The organism is Lactobacillus johnsonii ATCC 33200, from assembly GCF_000159355.1.
Classification (GTDB): domain Bacteria; phylum Bacillota; class Bacilli; order Lactobacillales; family Lactobacillaceae; genus Lactobacillus; species Lactobacillus johnsonii.
Window position 1 is genome coordinate 104,241 of the sequence record NZ_GG670122.1, and the last position, 18,972, is coordinate 123,212.

The following is an 18,972-nucleotide window of genomic DNA, read 5'->3' on the forward strand; positions in this document are numbered from 1 at the left end:
TGAATATTCGGCCTAAGTATATTAACTTAATAGGTGAAAGAAGAGAGGTTTTTATGAGAGTTACAAAATTAGTAATTGGAATTTTAATGATTGTCTATTCAGTTTGGCTATTTATTCAGGGACTACTAGGTGGATTCTTGGGGATAATTGCTGAGAAAAACATGGTAGCAGGAATTATTGGAGTTCTCCTTTGCGGTCTGTTTATGGCCAGCGGTATTGTTTATGTTTCAACTGAAAATAGTGATGGGCTAGGCGGTGATATTGCTGGCTTAGCGATGATGATTGTTGCTGGAATTCTAGGAATTATTGGCGGCTTTTATGCTGGTTTAATTTGGACTGGAATTTTAGCATTAGTAATTGGAATTGGATTCTTTGTTTGGCATTTAAAACAAGATAAGAAAAGATCGGATTAGCTTAAATAGTTAATCCGATTTTTTAGGTCGAAATATTTCATCTATGGGAATTAAGTTTGTACAATTGAGTTGATAAGACCTATTATTTTGTGATGGAAAGAAGAATTATTATGAAATTTATGTCTTGGAATGTAAATGGTTTACGGGCTACTTTACGTCATGGCTTTGTTAACACTTTTACTGATTTAGATGCAGATATTTTTGGAATACAAGATACTCGTGTTGAGCCAAATGAAGTAAAAATTGATTTACCAGGATATTATCAATATTAGAATTATGCTGAAAGAAAGGGCTATGCCGATACTGCAGTATTTACAAAAGAAAAACCAATTACTGTGGCTAATGGCTTCGATGTTCCAGAAGTTGATGGTGAAGGAAGAAGCATTACTTTAGAGTTTTCAAACTTTTACTTTATTAATGTTCAAGTACCATTTTTAGGAGAAAAGCTTCAAAGATTAGACTTCAGAGAATTATGGGCACAAACTTTTAGAAATTACGTTACTAAATTAATGCAATACAAGCCAGTAATTATTGGTGGAGATATGAGTGTCGCTCATGAGAGAATCGATTTAGCTGAACCAGATGATAACCACCACCGTCCAGGATTTACTGGTATTGAAAGAAAAGAAGTTTTTGAATTGTTAAATGCTGGTTTTATTGATACTTTCCGTTACTTCCACCCAGATGAAGCTAAGTATACTTATTGGAGCTATCGTGATAAGGAAGCTCGGGCAGAAAATCTTGGCTGGAGACTCGATTACTTCCTAGTATCGAATAATTTGGAAGATAAATTAACTAATGCTAAGATTTTAAGTAACATTATGGGATCAGATCACTGTCCAATTGAATTGGATGTAGACATTACTACTAGATAAACATAGAAAAACAAAAAATGTACTCAAGAAAATAGAAGCTTGAGTACATTTTTTGTTTATAGAGGGATTAAAGTTATTTAGTAGTTACGGAGTAGACATCATTATGTGCCTCGACTAATTGTCCACTTGTAACGATATCTTCGATTTGTTCAACTCTTTCACTACTATTAGTAATAAGAGTCATAACTGTTGGATCTTTTTTAGCAGTTTCAATTTGTTTTAGATCCATTTCAATTAACTGCGTCTCTGGAGTTACTTGATCGCCTTCGTTTACCTTTAAGGTAAATGGCTTACCTTCTAGTTCAACAGTATTTATTCCAAGATGAAGCATAACTTCTAAACCAGATTCGGTTTTAAGACCTACAGCATGTTTTGTTTTAAAGATTGATACGACTGTAGCGGTAACCGGACTATAAATTTTTCCATTTTCTGGTTTAATTGCAAATCCTTCACCCATCATCTTTTGTGAAAATACTTCGTCATTAACTTGAGATATATCTTCAAAAGTTCCCTTGACAGGTGCCTTGAAAATAACCTCTTCCGACTTATGCACAGAATTTGATTGAGAATTAGGAACTTTATTCACTTGTGGATTATTCACGGGCTGCATATCTGGATGGGCGATAATGTCATTAATTTCTTGACTATATAGATCGGCTTTTCCACCAAAAATAGCTTGAACACCACCGGCAACTTTTAATACTCCAGGAGCGCCCAACATTTTAAATACATCATCATTAACTAAACTATTATCCTTTAAAGAAACTCTCAATCTGGTTGCACAAGCTGAGACAGTTTCAATATTTTCTAAACCGCCAAGAGCAGTGATAATCTCACAAGATTCGTTGTATAGTTTGTCGTCAGTCTTGGGGCTGTTTGACATAATTTTTTCAGCATCTTGATTTTCTTCTACAACCATCCCTGGAATACCAACATGGAATTTTTTAATACAAAAAGTAAAAATAAAGAAGTAAAGGAAGAACCAGATAACTCCCATAATTAAGACATTTGGCCAATTAGTTTTATCTTTTCCTTGTAAGACACCAAAGAGAAGATAATCAATTAAACCGCCAGAGAATGAATTCCCGATTCTAATATTCATAATATCAGCAACATAAAATGAACATCCATCAAGAAAAGCATGAATAACATATAACCAAGGCGCTACGAATAAGAAAGTATATTCAATTGGTTCAGTAATACCAGTTAAAAATGAGGTTAAACCACCTGAAAGATATAGACCACCGTTAGTCCTCCGGTTTCTCTTAGGTAAGCAAAGGTACATTGCTAAAGCAGCGCCTGGAAGACCGAACATCATAGTTGCAAAGCGCCCAGCAAAAAATCTAGTACCGTAAGTAAACAAACCATGGTGATTAGGATCAGCTAATTGAGCAAAGAAAATATTTTGAGCCCCAACAACAGTTTTACCAGCTACATCTGCAGTGCCACCTAGGGCTGTGTACCAAAACATTGGATAAATTGTGTGATGTAGACCAACTGCTCCAGTTAAGCGAAGCAAGAAGCCATATAGAAAACTTCCCAAACTTCCCATTTTAGCTATTGCGTAGCCAGCACTGGTTAAACCGCTTTGAATTGGAGGCCAAATAATGAAGAAGATGGCGCCAATGACAATCGCAGCTAAAGACGAAATAATAGGAATAAATCTTGAACCACCAAAAAAGCCTAAAAATTGTGGTAATTCTACCTTACGATAGTGATTATGAAGGTAGGCAACAACTGATCCAATAACAATTGCCCCTAATACTCCTGTATCAATAGTGTTTTTAGGTGAAAATAGTTGGAGCAGTCCTGAGATTGTAGCTGTATATACTAGATAGGCAACGCCACCTGCTAAGCCAGCAGTTCCCTTATCCCCTTTTGCTAAACCAACTGCTAAACCAATTGAGAAAATAAGAGCTAAGTTATTAAAAACAGCACTTCCTGCAAAATTCATTATCTTTAGAATTGTTTGAAGCCATTCTTGATTAAGCCAAGGATAAGAGGTAACGGCAGCTTTATTGGTTAAAGCTCCGCCTAGCCCTAGGAGTAAGCCGGCTACAGGTAAAATAGCTATTGGAAGCATAAAGGCTTGCCCTAGTTGTGAGAAGGCTTGGCCAATATGAGAAAATTTCTTAGACATGATTACGCCTCATTTCGTTACGCTCGGTTAATTTTCGAAAACTGAAGTAAAAGTTTTAGCAATTTGTAATGGGCGAGTGATTGCGCCTCCGACTACAATTCCTGCTGGGTTGATGTCAATAACTTGCTTTAATTGTTCTGGAGTATGGATTTTCCCTTCGGCAATTACTGGAAGACCTGCATCAACTAGAGCTTTAATTAAATCAAAGTCTGGGTGATCAGTTTTAGGACTTTCTTCAGTGTAGCCAGAAAGAGTAGTACCAACAAAATCAACGCCTGCCTCATAAGCATTTTTTGCTTCCTCAAAATTTGAAGTGTCAGCCATTAAAAGTTGATTTGGATACTTAGTTTTTATTTCTTTAATGAATTCATTTACTGTCTTACCATCATGTCTTGGACGCAAAGTTGCATCAATTGCAATTACTTCTACGCCAGTTTCAACTAATTCATCTACTTCTTTCATAGTTGGAGTAATATAGGGCTTTTCTGGTGGATAGTCCCGTTTGATAATTCCAATCATTGGAAGATCAACAATTTTTTTAATTTGTTTAATGTCTCTAACGGAATTTGCTCTTAAGCCTGTTGCGCCTGCTTCTTGGGCCGCTTTAGCCATTAGGGGCATAATTCCGCCTTCTTCTGTATAGAGTGGTTCGCCTGGCAAAGCTTGACATGAAATAATTAAGCCACCATGGATCTTGTTAATAAATTCTTCTTTGTTCATTTGTAAATATACTCCAAATAAATATCATTTTGGAGTTTTCCTCCTAAATAAATAATATAATGAATTTTGTTTTTATGCAAGCGTTTTCTTATAAAAGCATGATATAGTTGTAATCAGGATGTGAGACAATGGAATTTATACAGCGATACAATCAAAATAAAGACAAGCTAACTAAGTCAGAAAATAAATTGGCTAACTATATTGCGACTCATACTGAACATGTGATTTATGACACGATTAAGTCGCTAGGGACTGCAACTAATACTGGAGATGCCACAATTGTTAGACTTTGTAAAAAATTAGGCTATTCAGGTTTCTCGGATCTAAAAATAGCTTTAGCACAAGATTCAATGATGACTACCTCAAAAAGTCATGAAGAAGCTCAAACATCTTCAGAGTTAAGTAGTAAAGTTTTAATTTCTTCAATTGAAAAAACAGAAGAATTGATCAATCCTTCTGTTTTAAAACAAGCAGTTAGTTTATTAGCTAAAGCGCGCCGAATTCATATTTTTGGTTTAGGACACTCAGGTGAATCAGCTAGAGACTATGAAAGAACCTGGCTTAGAATTGGTTTGATTGCCAATGCGGAGTCTGATCCGCATATTCAAGTTCAAGTTGCGACCTTATTAAGTAAAGATGACCTAGTAGTTGGCTTATCACTCTCTGGTCATACTAAAGACACTTATGATTCACTCAAAGTTGCTAAAGAATACGGCGCTAAAATTATTGCTATTACTAACGATCTTACGTCACCAATTGCTCAATTAGGGGATGTAAGTTTGCAGACGTCCGTTAGTGAATTTATGAATATTGGTACCGTAGCTGGTCAGGTATCACAATTATATTTATGCGATGTTTTAGCGCGAGAATATGAAAAGCTTAATAAAGTTGATGTAGATAAAATTAAGGAGCAGGCACTTGCAGCAGTTATGAAAAAATCTATTTAGCATAAAAAGTTAAATTCTGACAATAAAAATAGCCAAACTACTCAAGATAGAGTAATTTGGCTGTTTTTATATTTAAAATGTGTTAGTTATTTAATTACAGAAAAGTAGAAAGCATAAAGTTAATTGTGCCTTTATGCTTATGTAAGTGTTAAATTTATATTTTTATTATACAGGGTATTTAATATTAAGTTTAAAAATATGCTTGCTAAAATTCTATTAATATAATGTTGTTAATCGGTGACTGATTCTAGTGCTCGGCTTTGTTGACGAGCTTTAACAGATCGCTTGATTAGCTTCATTAATTCAACTTGTAAGATTGAGAATAGAGAAAGAATGATGACTACTAGCCATTGTCTTGATGTCAGGTTAGTCAAATGAAAGAGAGATTGTAAGTTAGGAGTAAATAGAATAACTCCCATCAAAATTGCTGAAACGATAAAGGATACGATTAACCAAATATTAACTTTATTTCCTCTAATCCAAATCGGATCAGTATTAGAATGTTGATTAAATGCGCGGAGCATTTGAGATAAAGCTAGAACACAAAAGGCCATTGTTTGACCAGCAATCGGATTATCAAAAGTGTCTCCAATCCAATAAGCTAATAGTGTCATTAAGGCAACAAAGATTCCTTGGCTGATAACACGCCAGACTAGATCTCTTTCAAATAAGGTTCCAGTCTTCACTGGTTTATGCTTCATAATATTTTTACTTGCGGGGTCTACTCCTAAAGCTAGAGCCGGTAAGCTGGCGGTAGCTAAATTGACCCAAAGAATATGAACAGCAAGTAGTGGTGCGTCCCAATTAAAGAGGGTAGCAATAAATAAAGTAGTAATTTCTGCAATATTACCGACTAGTAAAAATTGAATTACTTTCTGAATATTGCGGTAAACCTTTCGTCCCTCTTTAATGGCGGCAGTAATAGTTGTAAAACTATCGTTAAGTAAAATCATGTCTGAGACATCTTTAGCAACGTCAGTACCACTAATTCCCATCGCGACTCCGATATTAGCTGCTTTTAAAGCGGGAGAGTCATTAACTCCGTCACCTGTCATAGCTACCACTTCTTCATTTCGCTTTAGGCTTTGAATAATTCTTAACTTATCATTAGGTGAAACACGAGCAAAAACTGTGGTTGACTTAACTGCTTGATCTAATTCGCTATCTGTCATCTCGTTTAATTCAGTACCAGAAATAACAGTATTTCCATTAGCATAAATGCCTAAATTTTTAGCAATAGCAACCGCAGTATTTTTATGGTCACCAGTAATCATAATAGTTTTAATGCCTGCTTCGCGAGCCATTTTGATTGATGCTTTAACTTCATCTCTAGCTGGGTCAATCATCCCAACAGCTCCTAAGAAAACTAAATGTTGTTCAATGTTTTCATTTTCTTGCGGTAAATTCAAAATGGTTCGGCTGGCAAAACCTAAAACTCTCAGGGCTTGGTCAGACATCTTATGTGATAAGGCTAAAATGTTTTCTTTATCGGTCTTAGTTAATTTCTGCACTCCATTGCTTGTAGCAATGGAGTCACAGAGTGGTAGTAGTTCGTCCAGTGCTCCTTTAATGTAGGCAACATATTCATTGTTTATTTCATGAATTGTAGACATACGTTTTCTAATTGAGTCAAAAGGATACTCGCCAAGTCTTGGATATTCTTTTCTTAAGCTGGAGACAGAGTATCCAAAATCTTGTGCTAGTGGAATTAAGGCCCCTTCTGTAGGGTCACCAATAATTTCTTCTGGACTAGCAGGACTAAGAGAAGCATCATTACAAAGACTAGCAGCATACATTAAGTCTTTATAAGCATTATTGTTTTTAACTGCTTTTTGAGCTTTTAAGATCTTTTTGTTAAGAAAATCATCTCCGTTAGCTAAATGAGTTACTGTCATTTTGTTTAACGTTAGAGTTCCTGTTTTGTCAGAACAAATAACTGTTGCGTTTCCAAGTGTTTCAACTGCGGGTAGATTTTTGATTAAGGCATGTTCCTTAGCCATTCGCTGTACTCCAAGTGCCATAATGATGGTTGCAGTTGCTGGAAGTCCTTCTGGAATGATTGAAATAGCTAAAGAAATTGCTACTAAAAATTGTGGTAGAAGAGGACGTCCATAAAAAGCACCGATGGCAAAAATTAAAACACAAATGATTAAACCAATAATTGTTAAAATTTTGCCCACAGCGTTAAGTTTCCGCTTCAGTGGAGTATCACTAGTATCATCGTCTTCTAGCATTCCAGCAATTTGACCAATTTCTGTATTCATCCCAGTTTTAGTTACAATTCCACTTCCTCGACCATAAGTAACAATTGAAGAAGTGTAGGCCATATTTTTTCTATCGCCTAAGGGACAATCAGGAGAAAGAACAGCAGCTGCATTCTTTTCACTGGCAATTGACTCCCCGGTTAAAGAAGCTTCAGTAATTTTCAAGTTATTGGATTGAGTTAGGCGTAGATCCGCCGGCACCATATCACCGTTGGTTAAAATAACTAGGTCGCCGACTACTAATTCACTAGCTGAAACAATTTCTTCAGATCCATTTCTAATTACTGTTGCAGTTGGAGCACTCATTGTTTTTAGAGCGGCAAGAGAAGCTTGGGCTTTCTTTTCTTGGATAATACCAATAATAGAGTTGATTATCACAATGAAGAAAATTACACCAGCTTCTACCCATTCATTTAAAAGAGCAGAAAAAGTAGCTGCCCCTAATAAAATTAAAATCATTGGATCAAAGATTTGCTCTTTGAGCATATTTAAAATTGACTTAGGAGACTTTTTATTTAGAACATTATGCCCATATTTTTTTAAACGCCTGTCAACTTCTGGCTCGCTTAAACCAGCTGAGCTTGTTTCTAGATTTGAAAATAATTCGTCTTTTGTTTGAGAATACGCGGGAGGTTGTTTCTGACTATCCATAAAGGATATACCATTCCTTTCTTATGTTAAAAATATACAATTTCAATTTGTATAGCTTTAATAAATTCTTATATTTATAGATTTAAAGCTGATTATGTTCATAAAATATAGTATAAAATAATTGGCGATTTAAGTATAAAAATATGCTTATACTAATATAATTTTGCTATAGTTAAGAGAGAAATGAGGGAAGGAACATGAAGCAACTTGATCAATCAGTTATTATTGGAATTTTTGGCTTAATTGGTCTGTTTATTGGCTTATTCGTCAAAAATATTATGGTTTGGACTTTTGTTGGAATTGCAGTTGGTTATGTGATAACATTTTGGATTCCATATTTTAAAAAGCAAAGTCAATTAAAAAAAAAATACAAAATAATAGCGACTCTCAGCAGAGTCGCTATTATTGTTCTTGATATAGTTTTTTAACATCTTGGACGTCACTTGGTTGAATTGTATAAAAAGATCCTTGTGGATACATAACTGAAATCCTATCTTTATGTCCTAATCCTATTGCATGGCCTAATTCATGTTCAACTGTATTCACAATCCGGCCATTATTGTAGCCGTAGCTTGGATTTAAAAGATAATATGAATTTAAGCGAACCGTGGCCTTAAGTAAGTGTCCAGTTAAAGAGTTGTATTGAGTATCAGTTAATCCAGCCGCATTCGTTTCACCATCATTCATTGACTTAATAATGATTTTGGCATTATTTCTATCATTTGTGATTTTAAAATTAAAGGCATCTGTATTGTTCCAAACGTTAATTCCATCAAGGGCAGCTTGTTTTAGAGTTGGATCAGAAAGATCTATGTAGACAGTGGCTGTATTAGAGTCAAAAGTATGTCCTTTAGAACTGTCTGCATTTTTGTCATCATTTTGGATTTTTTCAGGTGAAATAAATTGCTGTACTTTTGCAGTTAGATAGGGGAGGGGATTTCTAGTTCCAAATGTTTTTTCAATTTTTGGAGCTGCTTTTTGATAGGCGAACTCAAGCCCTACAAAAAGGAGGGCTAGAACTAGAATTGTTTTAAAAAATCGTTTCACTTTCTCATCTCGCAATGTAATTTTATTTAATTATAAAACTAATTATTTAAGAAAATACTAAATAACAGTTGAGACTTTCTGAAAATTATAAATTCTTTTAGAAAGCGTATACATATGATAAAATAATATGCAACGTTTTTACTAATGCTAGAAATAGGTGACATAATTTTGGTAAAAGAAACTGAACAACAAAAAGAACAAAAGCATTTAGATGATGTTCTTGGTTTAATTAAAAAGAAAGAAAAAGAGCTTGATCATTCAATCGAACATGCACAAAATGAAGCTCAAAATATCAACTCACATTTTTTTGATGATGTGAAATTAGATTATGATGGCTACTCCACTTCAATGGATACTGCACTTTCTATTCACCAGCAACAACAAATGTTAGCGGAACGACAAAATGCTTGGCAACATTCAGCTAAGCAATTATCAACTTTGCAGCGTTTAGAAAAGAAGCCATATTTTGCAAGAGTTGATTTTCAAGAACCTAATGAAGAACCAGAAACTATTTATATTGGATTAGGGTCTTTTGCAGATAAGGAAGATCATTTTTTAATCTATGATTGGCGTGCCCCAATATCATCTATTTACTATGATGGAAAATTAGGAAAAGTATCATATAATGCACCAGATGGTGTGCAAACTGTTGATATGACTAAGAAGCGTCAATTTTTAATTAAAGATGGCAAGATTACTAATATGTTTGATACCAATGAATCCATTGGGGATCAAATGCTCTTAAATGTCTTGAATGAAAAATCATCTACACAGATGAAGTCAATTGTTACTACCATTCAACGTGAGCAAAATAAAATTATTAGAAATACTAGTGCTGATCTTTTATTTGTTCAAGGAGCTGCTGGTTCGGGGAAGACTTCTGCCATTATGCAGCGTGTGGCCTACTTACTATATCGCTATCGTGGTAATTTGACTTCTAGCGATGTTATTATGTTCAGCCCAAATCAATTATTTAATGATTATGTTAAAAATGTTCTTCCGGAAATGGGAGAACAGAATATGGTTCAAATGACTTACTGGCAGTTTGTTTCACGCCGTGTTCCCGGAATGAATGTTGAAAACTTATTTGAACAATTCGAAGATAATGAGCAAAACGATAAGATTGTTAACTTGAAGAATTCATTGCAATTCTTTAATGCAGTAACTCGCTATGCTAAACATCTTGAAAAGAATGGTTTGATTTTTAAGAACATTTACTTTAAGAGTAAAGAAAAACCATTTTTTGATAAAGAAAAGATCAAGGAAATTTACTATGGCTTTAACGAAAACTACCATCTGAGAAATAGAATTGAAGCTACAAAAGAAGCTTTGATTAATAGCTTAAACCGAAGAATTGAACCTGAAACTAAGAAGCCATGGGTTGATAAAACTATTGAATCTTTGGATCAAGAACAATTAAATAAGCTGTATGATCGTCCAGATCAAGAATTTGAATCTAGCGCAAAAGAAGAACACTTTTTAGCTCGTAAGATTGTAATTAATCAATTAAAGCAAGTTAGTCGCAAGATTCGTCAGAATCGCTTTTTAAATATTCGTGCACAATACTTACGTTTTTTGCGTGCCGTTCCTAAGATAATTGACTTAAGTAAATGGGATATTACCCAAGAAGAATGGGATGCTCATATTGAAAATGTTAAAGAGCGATTTAAGGCTGGAAAAATCAAGATGGCTGATATTTCTCCATACCTTTACCTATATGATCTAGTAACCGGACGTAGAACAGATTATGAAATGCGCTATGCCTTTATTGATGAAATTCAGGATTACACTCCATTCCAATTAGCGTACCTTAAGTACAATTTCCCTAGAGCTAAGTTCACGATGTTAGGTGACTTGAATCAAGCTATTTTTACTAAAGATGAAAGTAAAACCCTTTTGAGTCAAATCTCTAAATTATTTGATCCCGAGAAGACCGATGTTGTTCAATTAACGAAGTCGTACCGTTCAACTAAGGAAATAACTAACTTCACTAAGCAAATCTTGCGTCAAGGTGAAAAGATTGAAGCTTTTGATAGACGTGGTCCAAAGCCAGCCTTTTACAAGCGTGATAGTATTGAAAAAGAATACAGTGCCTTGCAAGATATATTAGTAGAAAACGATGAACAAAAGCTAACAACAGCAATTATTACTAAGACATTGGCTGAAGCTCAAGAAGTTGCTAAAGTATTAAAAGAAAGAAATATTAAGGCAACTTTGATTGGGTCGGCAAACCAGCGTTTAGTGCCTGGTACTTTAGTAATGGCATCCTATCTTGCTAAAGGACTAGAATTTGATGCAGTAGTTGCTTGGGGCGTTTCAAAAGAAAACTATCATCAATTAGATGAAACTCAATTGCTTTACACTATTGCTTCACGTGCAATGTATAAATTAAACTTAATTTATACAGGTGAGAAGAGTCCTTTGTTTGATAATTTAGATGAAAAAACTTACGTAAATAAGTAAAAATAAAATCCCTCTTGGATCTTGGTATCATTAGAACCTTGATTTAGAGGGATTTTTTATTATTAAAGTAAGCAGATAGGGATTGAAAGTTAATTCTATTTAATTCTTATGCATTTTGACAGACTTAATACATAATAGTTAAAATACTTAGCATGAAAAGATTAAATAGAGCTAGAAAATATCGGCGTAGAAGAAGAATTCTGCATACAGTTATATTTTTAATTACTGCTGGGGTAATTGCCTTAGGATTTAATTTTAAAAGATTTCAAAATGAATATGATTGGCTTACTTTAAAGCCAGAACAGAAGTTAAATGTTCCCTTAGTAAACCAATTACCAGACTTACCAAATGGTTGTGAGGTTACCTCACTTGCGATGCTGTTGAAATACTATGATATTAATGTAAGTAAATTAGAGTTGTCATCGAATATCAAGCATGTATCGTCTTTTGTTGGCAATAATTATCGAGGAAATCCACACGTTGGATTTGTTGGTTACATGAGTATCAAGAATGCAGGCTGGTGTGTGTATAATGAACCCCTATATAATGTGGCTAGAAAATACACAAAGCGAATTCGCAATTATACAGGCAATGATTTCGTTCAGGTATTGAAGTTGGTTTCTAAAGGGCATCCCGTAGTAATCATTACAACTTTGAAGTTTGATTGGGTAAATGATATGCAGACCTGGTCTACCAAGCAAGGAAAAGTTCATGTGACGCCGTCATCTCATGCTTGTGTGATTACAGGTTACAACAAGAAAAAGGGGATTGTGTATGTAAATGATCCTTATGGCGTTAAAAATAAAAAGGTAAGCTTAAAGAAGATAGAGGCAAGCTATAACCAGCAAGGTAAACAAGCACTTTATATTGAATAGCGCAGTAAAAAAAGCATCCCGTTATTGGGATGCTTTTTTATGATGCTTGCATAAAAATGTTTTTCAAAATAGAAACATGTTTTCAAAACTGACTAATATATTCAAATTATTAATAATGACATGTAGTATAAGAATTGTCTTAAGAAGGTACCTAATTAGACAAAAAGTTACTCATTAATAATTCAAAATAGATGAGTGTTAGACCAAAAAAAAGCTGAGGATAATGGCTATCAAAAGATGTGGGATTAAAAGTATCTGAACTTATTGCAAGAGTTGAGTGTTTTGCAATTGTTGAATTTTTATCTCCAGTGAAAGATAAAATATCACAATTATTTTCGTCGGCTTGTGTGCAAAGTTCAGCAAGACGCTTTGTTTCCCCAGAATTGCTGATAATAATTACTAGAGTGTTTTTGTGTTTTCTAAGCATTTCAAGATGTGAATTTGATGTGCAACGAAAGCCATTCAAATTGAGATATTCGCTCATATAATTAGCAATATTTTGAGAGTATCCACTACCCAATATCATAATCATTGAGTCTCTATGCTTATCCATTAAGTTGGAAAAAGGCTTTACGTATGACTCTACTTTTAAGTCGTTTTCAGTATTATTAGGGAAATTTGGTGCATCTGCTATTAGAAAGACCAATTCAGAATATCCTGAAAGCTTCATCTTTTTACAGGTCTTAACGATAAAGCTAGGAGAAGTAAAAGTTCTTTTGGCCAGTTCACGAATATTGATGTTTTTAATTTCGTTACGGTGTTGATTCATATAAATTAATATTTTTTGTTCATCAGTATTTAGTTGAAACTTTTCACTAATAGTTTGAATATTCATTGCTTTCTCCTATAGATTGAAAGAAGGACTCACGATGTCAGAAAAAGATGTTAAGAAAAATAAAGTACCACAAAATAGAGATAAAGAATTTTTAGCAGATCCATGGGCTAGAACCAGAACTAGAAATGGATTAGCAGCCGATGAGGTTATCTCTGCACTACAAAAATCAATCAGAAAAGGAAAAGAACGGGCTGCTTGTGAGTTTGCTTATGAGATGTATATTTCTTCACCTCAAATGGAAGAAAAATTATGGCGTAGACTTCAAGCTATTTCAGTTGAAGATATTGGAATGGGAAATCCACAAGCACCAATTCTAATTAATAATCTGAATCAAATGAGACAAAACTTTAGTTACAATGAGCCGGATCGTGCAATGATGTTTGTACACGCAATTCGTTACTTATGTGAATCAACTAAAGATCGTTCGTCTGATTTACTTAAGAATATCATTATTAAGAATTTTGCTCTAGGTTATGTTCCTGAAATTCCAGATTATGCATTAGATAAACATACTACTCGTGGTCAAAAAATGGGAAGAGGGAGTATGCATTTCCTAGAGGTTGATTCTAAAGTTACACCTCAATTAAAAGTTGATAATGATTATTGGGACGAATACCATAAAATTCGTGAAAATTGGGATGATAGTAAAGTTATTCCCAATGCTTTTAAGTTTAATCCATATCAAATTTAAGTTGTATTTATCTTTAGTAAGGAAATAGGTACTCTCTCATGGCTGAAACTACTGCTAAAAAAGATTCACTGATTACTAGATTGAATAAAGTTTTAACGCCTATTGGACAAAAACTTGGAAATGAAAAGCATCTACAGGCTATTTCAAATGGGATGCTTTTCGGATTGCCATTTTTGGTAATTGGTTCATTCTTCTTAATTGTTGCCAATCCTCCGATTGTACTTGATCGGTATGATCCAAGAACCGCTAATATTTTTATGCAGTGGCTTGCAGGTTGGAAATATTGGGCAATGGCACATTATGCGCAAATAACTATTCCATATAATATGACTATGGGTGTGTTTGGGATGATTTGTGCGTTTGGAATTGCCTATGAATTAAGCAAAGCGTATCGACGTCTTCACCCTGCAACTGATGGAATGATTTCATTAGTTACCTTCTTAATGGTAGCAACTACTGTTGATAAAAATAATAAAATTAGTCTCAATAATTTAGGAACAAATGGGTTATTTGTAGCAATTATTATTGGACTATTAGCTGTTGAAATTAATCGTGGCATTGAAAAAAGCAAATTAAAGATAAAATTACCAGATTCAATTCCTCCAATGGTTGCTAATTTCATTAATTCTCTGATTCCTTTGGTAGCTAACATCTTTATCTTTTATGGAGCTAATTTAATTTTAGTTAGTGTAACACATGCGGATTTCACAACTTTTATTATGAAATGTTTAACGCCAGCAACTTTTTTAGCTAATAGTTTGTGGGGCTATATTTTGATAGTAACTTTAGGAAATCTACTGTGGTTAATTGGGGTTAACGGCAGTAACGTTATCTTTCCAATTGTGTTTGCAACTGGTATTGCGGCAACTGGTGCCAATGCAGCATTAGTGGCAAAAGGATTAGCACCTACTCATCTGATGAATTTACAAATGTTTAGAATTGCTGTTTTAGGTGGATCAGGAAACTCACTTGCTTTAGTAATTTTGATGATGAGAAGTAAGGTAGAAAAATATCGAGCTTTAGGTAAGCTATCTATTATTCCAGGAATTTGTAGTATCAATGAACCTATAATTTTTGGAACACCAATTTGTTTTAATCCTATTTTAGGAATTCCATTTTTAATTGCTCCGATTGTTAATATTATTTTGACATATATAGCTGAAAGTCTTCATTGGATTGGTATGGGATACATTGTCGATCCTTCATTTACTCCATTTTTCTTCCAAGCATATATGAGTTCAATGGACTGGAGAAATATTATTTTTGAAATTATCTTAATCATTATAGGTATATTTATCTATTTACCTTTCTTTAAGGTGGCTGAACAAAATGAATTAAGAAAGCAAGAAAATATAGCTGAATAAATTAGTAAAAAAGCATCCCGTTATTGGGACGCTTTTTTATGATATAGCAGCTGTTTCTTTCTCTTTGACTAATTCAGCAAGCTTTTCAATTAGTAATTTATTACCTTCTTGATTTAAATGGATACCGTCCTTCTGAAGTAAATCATTTGGATGACCTGTCTCACGCATTACTTTTGCAAAGTTTAAGAATGGAATATTATTTTCGATATGACATTGCTCAGCTACTAATTCAAATTGTAATGTTTTTGGCCATGCTTGATCTTTGGCGATTTTCCAATTAGTATAGGAAGGTCCCATTAAAATTGTTTTGTCGACACCAATTAAATCTACTAGAACTTGCAAGTTATGTGCATAGCGTCCAGCGCTTAAGCCAAATTGCATGTTTGCGTCATTAGTACCTAAGGCAAGTATAACCAAGTCGTAATTGAAAGGTTTAATCCTTAAATCATAAAAGTCAATTGCCTCCTCAGTTGTACTTCCAGGTACAGAATTATTAATAATTGTAAAATTAGGTAATTTTTCTTGCAGTCCTTGAGTTACAATATTAGTTGCGTGTCCATCAATATACCCTGCAAGTAGGGAATCACCAAAAAGAATTAATTTTTTCATAGATATCTTCTTTTCTTTCTCTCAATATATATGATAGGCTGAACAATGTAAAAATACTAGGAACAAGGCAGAAGGAAGGCGGGCTTTTTATGCAAGAGCAATTTTTACACTTGACACCTGATAAGTGGCAGGCATTAATTCCTCCAAGTGATGAATTTAGTGCAGAAATTTTCATGATGAAGAATCTTCAATATATCATGAGTCAAAAAAATGCTGTTTACCATACTCAACAAACATTTTATAAAGAACAGTGGCAAAAGATTCCTTTTATAATTGGAGTGACGGGATCTGTTGCTGTTGGTAAGTCCACCTTTGCCAAGAAAATAACGCGGTTATTTGAACGCCTTGAACCGGATAAAAAGATTGCTCAAGTTTCTACTGACGGCTTTTTAATGTCTAATGCAGAACTTAAAGCTAAAAACTTAATGGATCAAAAGGGCTTCCCAGTATCATTTAATTGGGATGCCTTTTCTACTTTTCTGTCAAGTGTTAAAGCTGGTAAAGAAAGAGTACCATATCGACTATACTCACAGGAAATTTCTGATTTAGTTCCTAATGAAGTTGGATCAGTTGAACAGCCGGATATCTTAGTAGTAGAAGGAATAAATTTACTAGAAGTTCCTCCTAACGGCCAAGCACCGCCAAGTGATTTCTTAGATTATGTGATTTATCTAGATGCTAGTGAAGAGGACCTAGAAAGATGGTATCTTGATCGCTATCATTTAATGTTAGAAATTAATCGCAATAATCCAGACAATTATTTTTATCAATGGGCTCATGTACCACGTGAACAAGCAGATATTTTTGCCAAAAAAGTTTGGCGAGATGTTAATTTGAAGAACTTACACGAGTATATTGAACCAACTAAAAAACGAGCAGACATGATTATTAAAAAGTATGGTAATCATGAAATTAGTGATATGTATATTAAGAAATTTTAGAGGTACTTGTTAATGCAAGCAATTGAATTAAAAAAAGGTATGATTTTTAACCAAGATGGTAAGTTGATTGAAGTATTAAAGAGTAATCACCACAAACCTGGTAAGGGTAATACAGTTATGCAAATGGATTTGCGTGATGTTATAAGTGGTGCAGTTGTACATAAAACAATGCGTCCAAGTGAAAAAGTAGACTTAGTTAATGTCTCCTTGAAAAAGGCACAATATCTTTACGATGATGACACTAACTTTATTTTTATGGATACAGATACTTATGAACAATATTTAATTCCTAAAGAACATTTAGCTTCAGAAGCTAAATTCTTAATGCCAAATATTGAAGTAGACCTTAAGTTTACTGATGAAGGTAAATTAATCGGAATTAACTTACCATCCACTGTAAAGATGACAGTTAAAGAGACTCAACCAGAAATCAAGGGTGCAACTGCTGCTGGTGGTGGTAAGCCTGCAACAATGGATACTGGTTTAGTTGTAACTGTACCAGATTTCATTAAGGAAGGCGAAGAATTAATTATTGGAACTGAAAACGGTGATTATAAAGGCCGTGCAGATAGTATTACTAGATAGTAGAGAAGGAACTGTGTAAAAGCAGTTCCTTTTTCTATATAAAAATTTTACTGAATTTGTCTCACTCGATTTTAGACAGTCCTTATAAAAATAAGGGCTGTTTTTAGCTTTTGTAATTATCTGACTGGAAAAGTATAGAGCTTTATTAGCTATGAAACATAAGGCATCAACTATTAAATAAGATAAGCTACTTAATTATTGACTATCAGTAAATGAGGTTCTATATTGTGTGGTAAAAAGGCTTACTTAATTTGTGGCAAATAATATTATCCAGAAATAATTATCAAGAAAAAATTCATAAAATGGAAAACAAAAAAATACTGCTCGATTTTTCGGGCAGTATTTTTTTATGAAGCGAGAAATAAGTAACAAAGGAAGTATGTTATGATGATTTAGATCAATTTTAATTTGTGAGGAAAAGTTGGATGGATAAACAGTCAAAAGGTAGGTTATGGACAGTCCTAGCTGCTTTAGCAGCAGTAATGTGGGGAATATCTGGATTATTTGCAGAATCTCTATTTAAAGTGAGTAGTAAGATTACACCGATTTGGTTAACACAAATCCGATTAATTATCTCTGGGATTGTTTTATTAATTATTGCGACAGTCTTACACCAAAAGCCATTTTCAGTTTTAAAAGATAAGAAAAATACTATTCATATTATTGCTTATGGAATTTTTGGCTTGTTACCAGTACAAGTCTTTTACTTTATTGCAATTGAGATGGCAAACGCATCAATTGCAACGATTTTACAATTTATTGGACCATTTTTTGTCCTGACATATTTGGCTGTCACTCATCAACAAGTATTAAGAAAATTGGATGTATTAGCTGCTATCCTAGCTTTTATTGGCGTATTCTTATTATCAACTCATGGAAATTTTAATCAATTAGCAATTACTCCACTGGCTCTATTTTTTGGGTTGCTATCGGCATTAGGAGAAGCAAGTTATACTTTAATCCCGGTTAAACTTGTTAAAAGAGTATCAAGTTTGGTTGTAACGGGATGGGGAATGCTATTGGCGGGAATTGGACTGATGCTTGTATATCCGCAGTTTCCATCAATTCCCAATACACCTAGAGTATGGCTGGACGTAAGTGCAATAATTATTATTGGAACGATTATTCCATTTCAAATTATGGCTAACGCTCTACGCTACGTAAAACCATCGACTGTAAGTTTACTAGATGCATTTGAACCATTATCAGCTACAGTTGGTTCAGTTTTAGTTTTTGGTTTAGTAATGTCGGGGATGGATTGGCTAGGAACCTTCTTAGTAATTGGTTCAGTATTGGCTTTAAATTTTACTCCTAAAAGAAATATTAAAAAGAAATCTTAATTAATAAAAAATATATCAGTTTTTTTATTTGCTCATCTTTATTTTAATGACTTTCAGTCTAAATATTATAAATAAGGAAGAAATTCTATTGTAATTTTAAGCTAAATAAAATTTATCACTAAAATATTTTAAATTTTATATTGTTTTTTCATTTTAATATCATATAATCAAAAACAAGAAATTTAAGTCATCTCATAAAGGAGGAGAACAAA

At 33.8% G+C, this 18,972-nt stretch carries 16 protein-coding genes and 1 pseudogene; 11 read left to right on the forward strand and 6 right to left on the reverse strand.

What is annotated here, in order from left to right:
- Positions 1-53: 53 nt before the first annotated feature.
- Together HMPREF0528_RS08215 and HMPREF0528_RS08220 are read left to right on the forward strand one after the other, a co-directional pair.
- A complete protein-coding gene (locus tag HMPREF0528_RS08215) occupies positions 54-413 on the forward strand; it encodes a hypothetical protein (RefSeq protein WP_004896576.1) in 360 nt (119 codons plus the stop codon).
- A gap of 110 nt (positions 414-523) precedes the next feature.
- Positions 524-1,288 (forward strand): annotated as a pseudogene (locus HMPREF0528_RS08220) (exodeoxyribonuclease III).
- A 73-nt stretch (positions 1,289-1,361) separates the two neighbouring features.
- Here HMPREF0528_RS08220 and HMPREF0528_RS08225 read toward each other — a convergent pair.
- Together HMPREF0528_RS08225 and HMPREF0528_RS08230 are read right to left on the reverse strand one after the other, a co-directional pair.
- Positions 1,362-3,428, reverse strand: a complete 2,067-nt coding sequence (locus HMPREF0528_RS08225) for a PTS sugar transporter subunit IIABC (protein WP_004896579.1) — start codon at positions 3,426-3,428, stop codon at positions 1,362-1,364.
- 27 nt (positions 3,429-3,455) lie between these two features.
- Positions 3,456-4,148 carry an N-acetylmannosamine-6-phosphate 2-epimerase gene (locus HMPREF0528_RS08230; RefSeq protein ID WP_004896580.1) on the reverse strand — a complete coding sequence of 231 codons (693 nt, stop codon included), beginning with the start codon at positions 4,146-4,148 and terminating at the stop codon, positions 3,456-3,458.
- Between the two features lie 128 nt (positions 4,149-4,276).
- Here HMPREF0528_RS08230 and HMPREF0528_RS08235 point away from each other — a divergent pair, with 128 nt between their 5' ends.
- Positions 4,277-5,095 (forward strand): MurR/RpiR family transcriptional regulator, encoded by an 819-nt coding sequence (locus HMPREF0528_RS08235; protein ID WP_004896581.1) that lies wholly within the window; start codon positions 4,277-4,279, stop codon positions 5,093-5,095.
- A gap of 230 nt (positions 5,096-5,325) precedes the next feature.
- Here the strand turns inward: HMPREF0528_RS08235 and HMPREF0528_RS08240 are convergent, their stop codons facing one another.
- Positions 5,326-8,010 (reverse strand): cation-translocating P-type ATPase, encoded by a 2,685-nt coding sequence (locus HMPREF0528_RS08240; protein WP_004896582.1) that lies wholly within the window; start codon positions 8,008-8,010, stop codon positions 5,326-5,328.
- A gap of 197 nt (positions 8,011-8,207) precedes the next feature.
- Here HMPREF0528_RS08240 and HMPREF0528_RS08245 point away from each other — a divergent pair, with 197 nt between their 5' ends.
- Positions 8,208-8,438, forward strand: a complete 231-nt coding sequence (locus tag HMPREF0528_RS08245) for a hypothetical protein (RefSeq protein ID WP_004896583.1) — start codon at positions 8,208-8,210, stop codon at positions 8,436-8,438.
- Here HMPREF0528_RS08245 and HMPREF0528_RS08250 read toward each other — a convergent pair.
- A complete protein-coding gene (locus tag HMPREF0528_RS08250; protein ID WP_034525403.1) occupies positions 8,413-9,057 on the reverse strand; it encodes a matrixin family metalloprotease in 645 nt (214 codons plus the stop codon). The two genes, HMPREF0528_RS08245 and HMPREF0528_RS08250, sit on opposite strands and share 26 nt — an antisense overlap.
- Positions 9,058-9,201: 144 nt before the next feature.
- On the opposite strand from HMPREF0528_RS08250, the gene helD reads away from it, so the two are divergent.
- Together helD and HMPREF0528_RS08260 are read left to right on the forward strand one after the other, a co-directional pair.
- Positions 9,202-11,520: an RNA polymerase recycling motor HelD gene (gene helD / locus HMPREF0528_RS08255; RefSeq protein ID WP_004896585.1), complete on the forward strand. Its 2,319-nt coding sequence runs from the start codon at positions 9,202-9,204 to the stop codon at positions 11,518-11,520.
- Positions 11,521-11,672: 152 nt separating this feature from the next.
- Positions 11,673-12,395, forward strand: a complete 723-nt coding sequence (locus HMPREF0528_RS08260) for a C39 family peptidase (protein ID WP_004896586.1) — start codon at positions 11,673-11,675, stop codon at positions 12,393-12,395.
- 151 nt (positions 12,396-12,546) lie between these two features.
- Here HMPREF0528_RS08260 and HMPREF0528_RS08265 read toward each other — a convergent pair whose 3' ends face one another.
- Positions 12,547-13,230 (reverse strand): MurR/RpiR family transcriptional regulator, encoded by a 684-nt coding sequence (locus HMPREF0528_RS08265; RefSeq protein ID WP_004896587.1) that lies wholly within the window; start codon positions 13,228-13,230, stop codon positions 12,547-12,549.
- A gap of 34 nt (positions 13,231-13,264) precedes the next feature.
- On the opposite strand from HMPREF0528_RS08265, the gene HMPREF0528_RS08270 reads away from it, so the two are divergent.
- The gene (locus tag HMPREF0528_RS08270) at positions 13,265-13,921 is read left to right on the forward strand and encodes an AAA family ATPase (protein WP_004896588.1); all 657 of its coding nucleotides are present in this window, start codon (positions 13,265-13,267) and stop codon (positions 13,919-13,921) included.
- 38 nt (positions 13,922-13,959) lie between these two features.
- On the forward strand, positions 13,960-15,285 hold the full coding sequence (locus tag HMPREF0528_RS08275; protein ID WP_004896589.1) for a PTS sugar transporter subunit IIC: 1,326 nt from the start codon (positions 13,960-13,962) through the stop codon (positions 15,283-15,285).
- 36 nt (positions 15,286-15,321) lie between these two features.
- Here HMPREF0528_RS08275 and HMPREF0528_RS08280 read toward each other — a convergent pair whose 3' ends face one another.
- Positions 15,322-15,894, reverse strand: coding sequence for an SGNH/GDSL hydrolase family protein (locus tag HMPREF0528_RS08280; RefSeq protein WP_004896590.1), 573 nt, complete (start codon positions 15,892-15,894; stop codon positions 15,322-15,324).
- An 89-nt stretch (positions 15,895-15,983) separates the two neighbouring features.
- On the opposite strand from HMPREF0528_RS08280, the gene coaA reads away from it, so the two are divergent.
- The 3 genes from coaA to HMPREF0528_RS08295 all read left to right on the forward strand — a co-directional run bounded on the left by coaA (position 15,984) and on the right by HMPREF0528_RS08295 (position 18,760).
- Entirely contained in the window at positions 15,984-16,835 is an 852-nt protein-coding gene (gene coaA / locus HMPREF0528_RS08285; protein WP_004896591.1) for a type I pantothenate kinase, read from the forward strand.
- Between the two features lie 12 nt (positions 16,836-16,847).
- A complete protein-coding gene (gene efp, locus HMPREF0528_RS08290; RefSeq protein ID WP_004896592.1) occupies positions 16,848-17,420 on the forward strand; it encodes an elongation factor P in 573 nt (190 codons plus the stop codon).
- Between the two features lie 425 nt (positions 17,421-17,845).
- The gene (locus HMPREF0528_RS08295) at positions 17,846-18,760 is read left to right on the forward strand and encodes a DMT family transporter (protein ID WP_004896593.1); all 915 of its coding nucleotides are present in this window, start codon (positions 17,846-17,848) and stop codon (positions 18,758-18,760) included.
- Positions 18,761-18,972: the final 212 nt, after the last annotated feature.